Annotated in this window: 11 protein-coding genes; 9 read left to right on the top strand and 2 right to left on the bottom strand. The window is 66.2% G+C overall.

Features of this window, described 5'->3' with window-relative positions; genetic code table 11:
- Positions 1-234: 234 nt before the first annotated feature.
- The 6 genes from RBJ75_RS10955 to RBJ75_RS10930 all read left to right on the top strand — a co-directional run bounded on the left by RBJ75_RS10955 (position 235) and on the right by RBJ75_RS10930 (position 5,046).
- Positions 235-507, top strand: a complete 273-nt coding sequence (locus RBJ75_RS10955; protein WP_044412224.1) for a hypothetical protein — start codon at positions 235-237, stop codon at positions 505-507.
- 365 nt (positions 508-872) lie between these two features.
- Positions 873-2,450 carry an MDR family MFS transporter gene (locus RBJ75_RS10950; RefSeq protein ID WP_044412227.1) on the top strand — a complete coding sequence of 526 codons (1,578 nt, stop codon included), beginning with the start codon at positions 873-875 and terminating at the stop codon, positions 2,448-2,450.
- Positions 2,451-2,573: 123 nt separating this feature from the next.
- Positions 2,574-2,795: a hypothetical protein gene (locus RBJ75_RS10945; RefSeq protein ID WP_044412230.1), complete on the top strand. Its 222-nt coding sequence runs from the start codon at positions 2,574-2,576 to the stop codon at positions 2,793-2,795.
- 75 nt (positions 2,796-2,870) lie between these two features.
- On the top strand, positions 2,871-4,259 hold the full coding sequence (locus tag RBJ75_RS10940; RefSeq protein WP_044412233.1) for a TAXI family TRAP transporter solute-binding subunit: 1,389 nt from the start codon (positions 2,871-2,873) through the stop codon (positions 4,257-4,259).
- A 352-nt stretch (positions 4,260-4,611) separates the two neighbouring features.
- A complete protein-coding gene (locus tag RBJ75_RS10935) occupies positions 4,612-4,776 on the top strand; it encodes a Flp family type IVb pilin (protein ID WP_044412244.1) in 165 nt (54 codons plus the stop codon).
- Positions 4,777-4,917: 141 nt separating this feature from the next.
- Positions 4,918-5,046 (top strand): twin-arginine translocation pathway signal protein, encoded by a 129-nt coding sequence (locus tag RBJ75_RS10930; protein WP_152647733.1) that lies wholly within the window; start codon positions 4,918-4,920, stop codon positions 5,044-5,046.
- Between the two features lie 188 nt (positions 5,047-5,234).
- Here RBJ75_RS10930 and RBJ75_RS10925 read toward each other — a convergent pair whose 3' ends face one another.
- Positions 5,235-5,528 (bottom strand): hypothetical protein, encoded by a 294-nt coding sequence (locus RBJ75_RS10925; RefSeq protein WP_044412236.1) that lies wholly within the window; start codon positions 5,526-5,528, stop codon positions 5,235-5,237.
- A gap of 259 nt (positions 5,529-5,787) precedes the next feature.
- On the opposite strand from RBJ75_RS10925, the gene RBJ75_RS10920 reads away from it, so the two are divergent.
- The 3 genes from RBJ75_RS10920 to RBJ75_RS10910 all read left to right on the top strand — a co-directional run bounded on the left by RBJ75_RS10920 (position 5,788) and on the right by RBJ75_RS10910 (position 8,202).
- Positions 5,788-5,940 carry a hypothetical protein gene (locus tag RBJ75_RS10920; protein ID WP_173427361.1) on the top strand — a complete coding sequence of 51 codons (153 nt, stop codon included), beginning with the start codon at positions 5,788-5,790 and terminating at the stop codon, positions 5,938-5,940.
- A 191-nt stretch (positions 5,941-6,131) separates the two neighbouring features.
- Positions 6,132-6,938, top strand: a complete 807-nt coding sequence (locus RBJ75_RS10915; RefSeq protein WP_276156418.1) for a hypothetical protein — start codon at positions 6,132-6,134, stop codon at positions 6,936-6,938.
- Positions 6,931-8,202 carry a DNA-packaging protein gene (locus tag RBJ75_RS10910; protein WP_044412242.1) on the top strand — a complete coding sequence of 424 codons (1,272 nt, stop codon included), beginning with the start codon at positions 6,931-6,933 and terminating at the stop codon, positions 8,200-8,202. The genes RBJ75_RS10915 and RBJ75_RS10910 overlap by 8 nt, the downstream gene beginning before the upstream one ends.
- Before the next feature lie 475 nt (positions 8,203-8,677).
- On the opposite strand, the gene RBJ75_RS10905 is transcribed toward RBJ75_RS10910, so the two are convergent.
- Positions 8,678-8,974, bottom strand: coding sequence for a GIY-YIG nuclease family protein (locus tag RBJ75_RS10905; RefSeq protein ID WP_044419072.1), 297 nt, complete (start codon positions 8,972-8,974; stop codon positions 8,678-8,680).
- Positions 8,975-9,241 lie beyond the last annotated feature (267 nt).

The following is a 9,241-nucleotide window of genomic DNA, read 5'->3' as shown; positions in this document are numbered from 1 at the left end:
GAAGTCTTGGTTCTATTGATCGTTTTTTCAGTCAGACTCTCAGGATGAGGACGGAGTACCCTTGGGAACGATCAAATCCGCTTCTATCAATCGATGAAGCGCGCGAGGCTCCCGAAAAGGGAATTCCACCTTCGAACGCGCGCCATTCATCGAGATGAACCGCGTTGTCAGTTTCCGTTCAGACGCAAGGTCCTATGAATCCGCGGGGCTTGGGATTCTCAGGAGGATCATCTGATGAAATTGAAAATTGCGCTTCTCGGCATCGCGGCTGTTGGCGGCGTGGCGCTGACGTCCGGTGCGGCGTCGGCGATGCCGATCGGATTGGCGGCCGCCGATCAGGCCGCGACCATCGAGCAGGTGCGCTATGTCTGCAACGATCTCGGGCGGTGCTGGTGGCGCCCCAATCATTATCGCGTCTATGGCGCCTATGGCTACTATCCGCGCCCGCGATTCTACGGTCCGCCGCGCTGGCATCGCGATTGGCATCGCGGCTGGCGGCGCTGGTAACGGATAAGTAGGATGATCGGTGTCGGGTTCTCACCTACGTAGTTGTCCCCCTCGGGATCGCACGCTGTAGCCGAGGAGCGACGAATCTGCGACACAAGGTGGTCGCGGCGCGTTGCGCCGTGGGCCCCCTCCTTGGGGCGTTTCCTCCCTAGACTTGGCCCGGGCCGCTCAGCGACCGGGCCTTTTTCTTGCCCCGTTTCCTTGCCTCGTTCCAAAGCCTCTCAGCCTCTCCTTCTTGTTCCCGCCCGATCCGTGATCGACGCGCCCCTCCCATGCATCAACATGGCTGGGCTGCCAATCATTCGCAGGCTATGCGTTGGCCACCGACATTTCCCCGATTCAGCCCGACGAGTCTTCCGCGCCGCATGAGCACGTCCGAGAGTCACCGCCGCGAACCGGCCAGCGAGCCCTTGTTGTCCGATGAGGCCGCGGCCGAACTCACTCTGATCCCGACCGAGGTGATCGATATCGGCGACGCGCCGCCGCTGGCGCCGGCGGCGCTGTCCAAGAGCGACGTCCGCGCCATCCTGATGAGCCTGCTGCTGACCATGTTCCTGGCCGCGCTGGACCAGACCATCGTCGCCACCGCGCTGCCGACCATCGGCCGCCAGTTCAACGACGTCACCAGCCTGTCCTGGGTGATTACCGCTTATCTCTTGGCCTCGACCGCGGTGGCGCCGGTGTTCGGCACGCTCAGCGACATCTATGGCCGCCGTGCCATGATCATCCTGTCGCTCAGCCTGTTCGTCGCCGGCTCGATCATGTGCGCGCTGGCGCCGAGCATGACGGTGCTGATCCTCGGCCGCGCCCTGCAGGGGCTGGGCGGCGGCGGCATCATGCCGATCGTCCAGACCGTGATTTCCGACGTGGTGACGCCGCGCGAGCGCGGCCAGTACCAGGCCTATTTCTCCGCCGTGTGGGTCTCGGCCGGGATCGGCGGGCCGATCCTCGGCGGGTTGTTCGCCGAGCATCTGCACTGGTCGATGATCTTCTGGATCAACGTGCCGCTGGCGATCGGCGCCTTGTCGCTACTGCTGCCGAAGATGAAGAAGATCCCGCTGTTCCACCGCCGCCGCAAGGTCGACTGGGCCGGCGGCTTGCTGCTGATGGCCTCGGCGCTGGCCCTGATGCTGGTGCTGACCTGGGGCGGCAATCGGTTTTCCTGGCTGTCGCCGACCATCCTGGCGCTGGCCGGCGCGGCCATTGTGCTCGGCGTCAGCTTCGTCTGGCATGCGCTGCATACCGCCGAGCCGTTCCTGCCGCTGCCATTGCTCGGCGGCTCGGTGGTGGGCTACGCGATGGTGGCCGGCGGCCTGGCGATGGGGGCGATGATCGGGCTCACCGTACACATGCCGCTGTATTACGAGGTGGTCTACCATCTCAGCGCCAGCGAATCCGGCCTGGCGCTGATCCCGATCGCCGCGGTCTCGGTCGGCGGCGCCGCCTTCGCCGGCCGCGCCATGACCCATATGGTGCATTACAAGCGGATCGCGCTGCTCGGCACGTCGTTTTCGGCGCTGATGGCCTGCGCGCTGGCGGTGCTGGCGCCGCTGCCGCTGTGGGCGCTGCTGACGCTGCTGTCGGCGTTCTCGATCGGGCTCGGCACGGTGTTTCCGGTCAGCGTGGTGTCGATCCAGAACGCGGTGGCGCGGCCGCAGATCGGCACCGCCACCGGGGCGATGAATTTCTTTCGCGCGCTGATGGCCTCGTTCACGGTGGCGGCCTTCGCCACGATCCTGTTGCTGACGCTGCCCGGCAATGTCTCGCTCGCCGGCGAGCACAGCCATGTCGTCGGCGCGATCCCGGCGGCCGACCTGGTGATGGCGTTCCGCTACGTGTTCGGCGCCGCGGCGCTGATGCTGGCGACCTCCGCCGCCTGCCTGGTGGTGATGGAAGAACGCCCGCTGGCGGGGCCGGCGCTGCCGGTGGAACTGGCCGAATAGGGCTGTCGCCATGCTGTCAATGCGCAGCGAGGTGGTCTAAAGCGCGGCATCACCCGAGCGGCCTCGCCCCGCGCCGCCCAAGCGCGCGCCCGCGCCGGCCGCATCCCTCAGACAGGACAGTCCATGAGCAAGCCGACCATCGAGCAGACCAAAATGGGGACCGAAGCGGTCGCCTTCTGCATCGCCCGCACCCTGATCGAGCGCGACCCCTCGCTGAAGGCGCCGATGCGCGCCAATCTGCGCACGATGTGGGAGCTGTTGGAAGCCCGCGACGACCACGGCGCCGCCGACATGGTCGATACGATGATCAAGGCGCTGAACAATCCGGCGTTCTTCAAGCCGTAGCGACGGCGTGCTAACACCGCCAGGCGAAATTAAGGAAGCTGGCCCCAGCGGCCACAACGGGCGCGGTCAAGTCAGATGGTGCACTCCGACGGCTCGGTCCCAACCGCCCGAAAACCGCGCCGCCATGGCTGGCTGACGCTGCTGCTGGTGCTGGGCGCGGTGATGACCATCATCGCGGCCGCGGCGGCGGTGTGGTACGCGCTGCAACCGGTGACGCTGCGGATCGCGGTCGGCCCGCCCGGCAGCGACGACCAGCGGCTGATCCAGGCCTTGGCGCAGGGTTTTGCGCGCGAGCGCAGCGCGGTGCGGCTGGCGCCGATCCAGACCAAGGGCGCCAATGAGAGCATCGCGCTGCTGGCCGCCGGCCAGACCGACCTCGCGGTCGGCCGCGGCGATCTCGATCTGCCCGCCGACGCGCAATCGGTGGCGATCCTGCGCAAGAACGTCGCCGTGCTATGGGTGCCGGCGTCGCCGCCCAAAGGCGCCAACAAGGGCGACAAGAAGCCGGCCGGCCGGGTCAAGACGATCGCCGATCTGGCCGGGCGCAAGATCGGCGTGGTCGGGCGCACCAGCGCCAATATCAAGCTGCTCAAGGTGATCCTGGCCGAATCCGGCGTGGCGCCCGACAAGGTCACGATCGCGCAGTTCGGCACCGCCCAATTGGCCGAGATGGCGCGCGACCCGAGCCTCGACGCCTTCATGGCGGTGGGGCCGCTCGACAGCAAGATCACCATCGAGGCGATCGCCGCCACGGTGCGCGCCAGGGGCGAGCCGACATTTCTGCCGATCGATGTCGGCGATGCGATCGCCAAGAAGTTTCCGCTATACGAGTCCGAAGAAATTCCCGGCAGCATTTTCAGCGCCAAGCCGGCGCGGCCTGACGACAAGGTCGACACCGTCGCGGTCAACCATCTGATCATGGCGCGAAAGTCCCTATCGGAGGTCACCGTCGCCAATCTGACCCGGCAATTGTTCGCGGCGCGGCAATCTTTGGCCCATGAGGCGCCCGGCGTCACCAAGATCGAGGCACCCGACACCGACAAGGACGCCGCGGTGCCGGCGCATCGCGGCGCGGCGGCCTTCATCGACGGCACCGAGCGCACCTTTCTGGAGCGCTACAGCGATTACATCTGGGGCGTGGTGTTGCTGCTGTCCGGCCTCGGCTCGGTCGGCGCCTGGCTGCGCGGCTATCTCAATCGCGACGAGACGAGTAGCGGCACGGCCTTGCGGGACCGGGCGCTGGAGCTGATCGGGCAGGCGCGGCAGGCCGCCTCGGTGGACGACCTCGACCGCATGCAGCGCGAGGTCGATAGCATCCTGCGCGACACGCTGGCCTGTTTCGACGACGGCGCGATCGACGATCTGTCGGCCTTCGGCCTGGTGCTCGAGCAGTTTCAGCAGGCGGTGGCCGAGCGCCGGGCGACGCTGCAACAGGGCGGCGCGTCGTCGCCGGCCGAAGCTTGAGGCGGCGTCGGATGTCGTTTGGCGCATCTGTCAGGTCAGTTGATTCATTGGAAAAATGCCGTCATTCCGGGCGCGAGCAGCTCCGCTGCGAGTGAACCCGATTCTCGCTGAAGCGCCGTGCCTTGCCAAGTTCTTGCCGCAAGATTCCGGGTTCGCTCGCCCCATTGTGCGTCGAAGCACGCGTAAACGCGCTGCGGGGCTCGCGCCCCGGAATGACCGATAAACTAATCAGGCGGGTCAACTCCCCTGACAGATGCTTTATCGCGCCGGTCAACGATCCGGAAACCATTCGGCTCTAACTTGGCATTGCTTCAAAGCGGAAGAAACCGCGAGCCTGTGCCAGGAGGATGCGGTGCGACGCCTGCTTTCCCGATTCCGCGCCGATCAGACCGGCGCCACCGCGATCGAATACGCGCTGATCGCGGTCGGCCTCAGCATCGTGATTCTCGTGGCGGTGAATAGTATCGGCAGCACGCTCGACGGCACATTCGCCTCGGTCAAAACCCAGATCAAGTAACAACGACGCATCGGTCACGGATGGTTAATCCGTGGTAACGGCTGTGGTCGGATCCAAGCGGATTCGTGACCGGCTTGTTAGTGTGCGCGCGCTATCACTGTCCCACCGGAGCGATCACCAGGCGGGGACACGATGGCATTGATGGAATTCGAACCGCGCAAGCGGGCGGGCGCGCTTACAGGCGCCGACATCGTGGATGCCTTGGCGCTGACCGCGGTGGCATTGTTGCTCATGCCGGTGGTCGGATTTGTGATGCTGCTGGTCGGCTGAGGCAAGGGCACCCATCGGGCATCGCTCACTTGGCGATTGAATCCGACGTTTGAATTCGTCATTGCGACGAGCTCTTGCGACGAAGCAATCCAGGGCTGCTCGCGAGGACCGAATATGACGCCCCTGGATTGCGTTGCTGTTCGGGGGGCGCTGCGCGCCGCCCTCCGCTGGCAATGACGACGTATCCCTCAGTTTGATTTGCCCTGCGGGTTATCGACCAGCTGGCCCATCAGCAGCGCCTTGTCGAGCGCGTCGCGCAATTGCTTGGCGGCGATGCTGCTGCAGCGCAGATGCGCCACCGCGACCGGCACCACATTGGTCGCGGTGCTGGCGGTCGGCAGCACGATGCCGGCGGCCAGCATGATGTTGATCAGGCCGTTATTGTTGCCGAGCGTCGGACAGAATTCGAAAAAGATGATCGGTGCGCTCGGCAGGTCGTGGATCGCCTGGAAGCTGTTGTCCGGCACTGGCGTCTCGCTCATGGTGGCTCCTCGATCGCGGCGAAGGATGGCAGGCCCGACGCAGCTGGCCAAAAATAGGATTTTATGCCTTGACAGCGGGACGCTGCCGGGGTAGGGTGACGGCATGCTCCACAATTGGGTTCGAGACAAGCCGGCCCAGCGCGGCGGGTTGAGGCTGAGCGGTGCCCGCTGAGGTAGCGCGGAACCGGAACCCCGCATGAAATCATGCGTTGCGTTTGCCAGGGTGCCGCAAGGCCCGAACCGAAATGAGAGGTGCAGCATGCCAGTCGAGGAAAACGGTCGAATCGTCGAAACTCCGACCGAGGCAAGGCAAGCCGAACCCGGTCTGTCGGTCTTGGCGCTGCTGATGGCGAGTACCGGGCTGGCGGTGGTGATCCTCGGAGTGATCTGGTTCGTCTGGTTCCGGGTCTGAGCATCGCGGGTATTACGGACCGTGATCGATGCGGCCGGTCCAGTGACGGTGCTCGAAGCAAAATTGCCCGCATCAAGCCGGGGCCGGCGCCAGCGGCGCCGCCCGATGCGGAACTCATTTGACGCATTTTCTTGACGCGAAGCGGTACGCACTTCGCTCGAAAACGCTCTGGCACAGGACTTGCGATTCAGATGGCCACAGCGCGGACAACCCGGCCGGCGCGTCTCCCGGCGGGGAGGCGCGTTGTGTCCTCAGCCAGCTCCGCGACGCGGACAAAATCCGCGGGGTCAGCCGAGACAGCGGTTGCTGAAAAATCTTCTTCGAAGAAACCCGCTGCCAAGAAACCCGCCGCCAAAAAATCTGTCAGCAAGAAATCTGTCAGCGAGAAGCCTGTCGCCAAGGCGACGGGTAGCAAGACCAGTGCCGCGCCAAACCTCACAATGGCCGAGCGCCGGGCACTGAAGGCCGAGCGGGATAGAGCCGTGGCGTCGCGCGCGGCGGCCCGGGCGACGAAGGACAAAACCCTGATCTGCGGCGACATCGATGCGGTGGCCGCGCCGGACGACGCGGCGGCGCAGGCGGCGATCGCCAAGAAAGCCAAAAATACCAAGAAGACGAATACCAAGACCACATCGCGGCCCAGGATCCGCAGCGCCGTCGAACGGCTCGACGATCCGCCGCCGGCCTCAGGCTTGCCGCTGATCGACAGCGTGCTGAATTCGATCGAGCGCGAGTTGAGCCAGATCGACCGGATCGTCGGCGGCGGTCACGTGGCCAAGGATCAGCGCAGCGAGGCCGAGCGCCGCGCCCGCACGCTGGCCTCGCTGGCGCGCACGCTCGGCGCGGTGCGCAAGCTGCGCGCCGAGGAAGCTCCCAAGAGGTCGCCCGATGTCGACGCCATCCCCCGCGATCTCGACGAGCTGCGGCGCGCGCTTTCGCGACGACTGGAGCAGATGGTCGAGGGCGCAACGCAGCTATCTGCTGCAGGGGATGAGTGAGGCCGAGCTGGCCTTCCTCGACGCCCAATGGGACATCTTCGCGCATGATCACCAGCGCCCGCCGGAGCTGGCGCCGAATGGCGAGCCCTGGCTGACCTGGCTGCTGATCGGCGGCCGCGGCGCCGGCAAGACCCGCGCCGGCGCCGAATGGATCCGCTGCCAGGCGCTGGGGCTGCCGCCCTTCGCCACACAGCCGGTGGAGCGCATCGCGCTGGTCGGCGAGAGCGAGCACGACGTTCGCGAGGTGATGATCGAGGGCGTCTCCGGACTGCTGGCAGTGCATATGGCGCAGGAGCGGCCGGCGTGGCTGCCGTCGCGCAAGCGGCTGGAATGGCCCAATGGCGCGGTGGCGCAGGCGTTCTCGGCCGACGATCCGGAAAGCCTGCGCGGGCCGCAATTCGGCTGCGCCTGGTCCGACGAGATGGCGAAATGGCGCTATGCCGAGGCGGCGTTCGACATGTTGCAATTCGGCCTGCGGCTGGGGCCGCAGCCGCGCCAATTGATCACCACGACGCCGCGTTCGACGGCGCTGCTCAAGCGGCTGATCGATGATCCGACCTCGGTGACGACGCGGGCCTCGACCCGGGCCAATGCGCTCAATCTGGCGCCGACCTTTCTGCAAGGCGTGATGGCGCGCTATCAGGGCACGCGGCTGGGACGCCAGGAACTCGACGGCGAAATCATCGAGGACCGCCCCGACGCGCTGTGGTCGCGCGCTTTGCTCGAGCAATGCCGGGTGGAGGCGGCGCCGGCGCTGCGACGGATCGTGGTGGCGGTCGATCCGCCGGTGTCGAGCGGCAAGCGCGCCGATTGCTGCGGCATCGTGGCGGCGGGGATTTGCGCCGCCGGCATCGTCTATGTGTTGGCCGATGACAGCGTGGCGGCGGCGACGCCGTCGCTCTGGGCCAATAAGGCGATCGCGCTATGGCGACGGCTGGAGGCCGACGCGCTGGTGGTCGAAGTGAACCAGGGCGGCGAGATGGTGCGCGCGGTGATCGGCGAGGTTGACCAGGCGGTGCCGGTGACGCCGGTGCGGGCGCATCGCGGCAAATGGCTGCGCGCCGAGCCGGTGGCGATGCTGTACGAGCAGGGCCGCGTCAAACATGCCGGCCTGTTCGCCGCGCTCGAAGACGAAATGTGCGACTTCGCCAGCACCGGCCTGTCCGGCGGCCGCTCGCCCGACCGCCTCGACGCCCTGGTCTGGGCAGTCGCATCCCTGGCACTCGCCCCGCGCGGCGACGGGCCGCGGATCAGGAGTTTGTGAGGGGGCGCGTTTGCGCGGGGGCGTTTGCGCTGGGTGTCATTCGCCCGTGTCCCGATGCGACAGCCGCCCGTGTCCCGGGCGCGATGCGGCATTCTTATGCCGCTTCGCAGAACCGGGACCCCGCTGCCTTGGGCCGCACTGCGCTGCTTAAGCCGCATGTCATCACAAAGCGGGGTCCCGGTTCTGCGCCGCGGCAGCATCGCCTACGGCGATTCCGCCGCACCGCGCCCGGGACACCGAGAGATTATCGCTCAGTTCAACTTCGTCAAAACCGCCCCGTGTCCCGGGCGCGATGCGGCATTCTTGATGCCGCATCGCAGAACCGGGACCCCGCTGCCTTGGGCCGCAATGCGCTGACTAAGCTGCATGTCATAGCAGAGCGGGGTCCCGGGTCTGCGGCGCGGCAGCATCGCCTACGGCGATGGCGCCGCACCGCGCCCGGGACACCGGAGACTATCGCTCAGTTCAACTTCGTTCACGCAGGCGACAGATCCTGCGACAGGTCGCGCCAGTCCGGATTGAGCTGCTCGATCAGCTGGAATTTCCAGCTGCGCCGCCATCGCTTGAGCGAATGCTCGCGGGCACGGGCTTCGATGAGCGAGCCGAATTGTTCGACGTGAACCAGGATGTCGATCTTGTAGGTCTTGGTGAAACCCTCAACAAGGCCGGCTTTGTGTTCGCCGAGGCGGCGGACCAGATCGTTGGTGACGCCGACATAAAGCGTGCCACGGTAACGGCTCGCCAGAATGTAGACAAAGAACCGTCTGCTCATCGTTTACTCGAACAAAGCGGGGTTCCGGGTCTGCGGCGCGGCAGCGTCGCCTACGGCGATCCCGCCGCGCCCGGGACACGGAAGAGAATATCGCCGAGTTCGAATGAGTCAAAGCCCCGGTTTCCCGGGCGCGATGCGGCATTCTTATGCCGCTTCGCAGAACCGGGACCCCGGTATCTTAAGCCGGACGCGCTGCGCAAGCCGCCGGTCATAGCAAAGCGGGGTCCCGGTTCTGCGGTGCGGCAGCATCGCCTGCGGCGATCCCGC

Source organism: Rhodopseudomonas sp. BAL398 (assembly GCF_033001325.1).
Classification (GTDB): Bacteria; Pseudomonadota; Alphaproteobacteria; order Rhizobiales; family Xanthobacteraceae; genus JARJEH01.
Note: the sequence above shows the minus strand (reverse complement) of the source record. Positions and strands in the feature narration are given on the sequence as shown.

Excerpts from the sequence above, each read along its gene's own strand:
- RBJ75_RS10955 (WP_044412224.1), top strand. The coding sequence starts at position 235 with ATGAAATTGAAAATTGCGCTTCTCGGCATCGCGGCTGTTGGCGGCGTG.
- RBJ75_RS10950 (WP_044412227.1), top strand. The coding sequence starts at position 873 with ATGAGCACGTCCGAGAGTCACCGCCGCGAACCGGCCAGCGAGCCCTTG.
- RBJ75_RS10945 (WP_044412230.1), top strand. The coding sequence starts at position 2,574 with ATGAGCAAGCCGACCATCGAGCAGACCAAAATGGGGACCGAAGCGGTC.
- RBJ75_RS10940 (WP_044412233.1), top strand. The coding sequence starts at position 2,871 with ATGGTGCACTCCGACGGCTCGGTCCCAACCGCCCGAAAACCGCGCCGC.
- RBJ75_RS10930 (WP_152647733.1), top strand. The coding sequence starts at position 4,918 with ATGGAATTCGAACCGCGCAAGCGGGCGGGCGCGCTTACAGGCGCCGAC.
- RBJ75_RS10925 (WP_044412236.1), bottom strand. The coding sequence starts at position 5,528 with ATGAGCGAGACGCCAGTGCCGGACAACAGCTTCCAGGCGATCCACGAC.
- RBJ75_RS10920 (WP_173427361.1), top strand. The coding sequence starts at position 5,788 with ATGCCAGTCGAGGAAAACGGTCGAATCGTCGAAACTCCGACCGAGGCA.
- RBJ75_RS10915 (WP_276156418.1), top strand. The coding sequence starts at position 6,132 with ATGGCCACAGCGCGGACAACCCGGCCGGCGCGTCTCCCGGCGGGGAGG.
- RBJ75_RS10910 (WP_044412242.1), top strand. The coding sequence starts at position 6,931 with ATGAGTGAGGCCGAGCTGGCCTTCCTCGACGCCCAATGGGACATCTTC.
- RBJ75_RS10905 (WP_044419072.1), bottom strand. The coding sequence starts at position 8,974 with ATGAGCAGACGGTTCTTTGTCTACATTCTGGCGAGCCGTTACCGTGGC.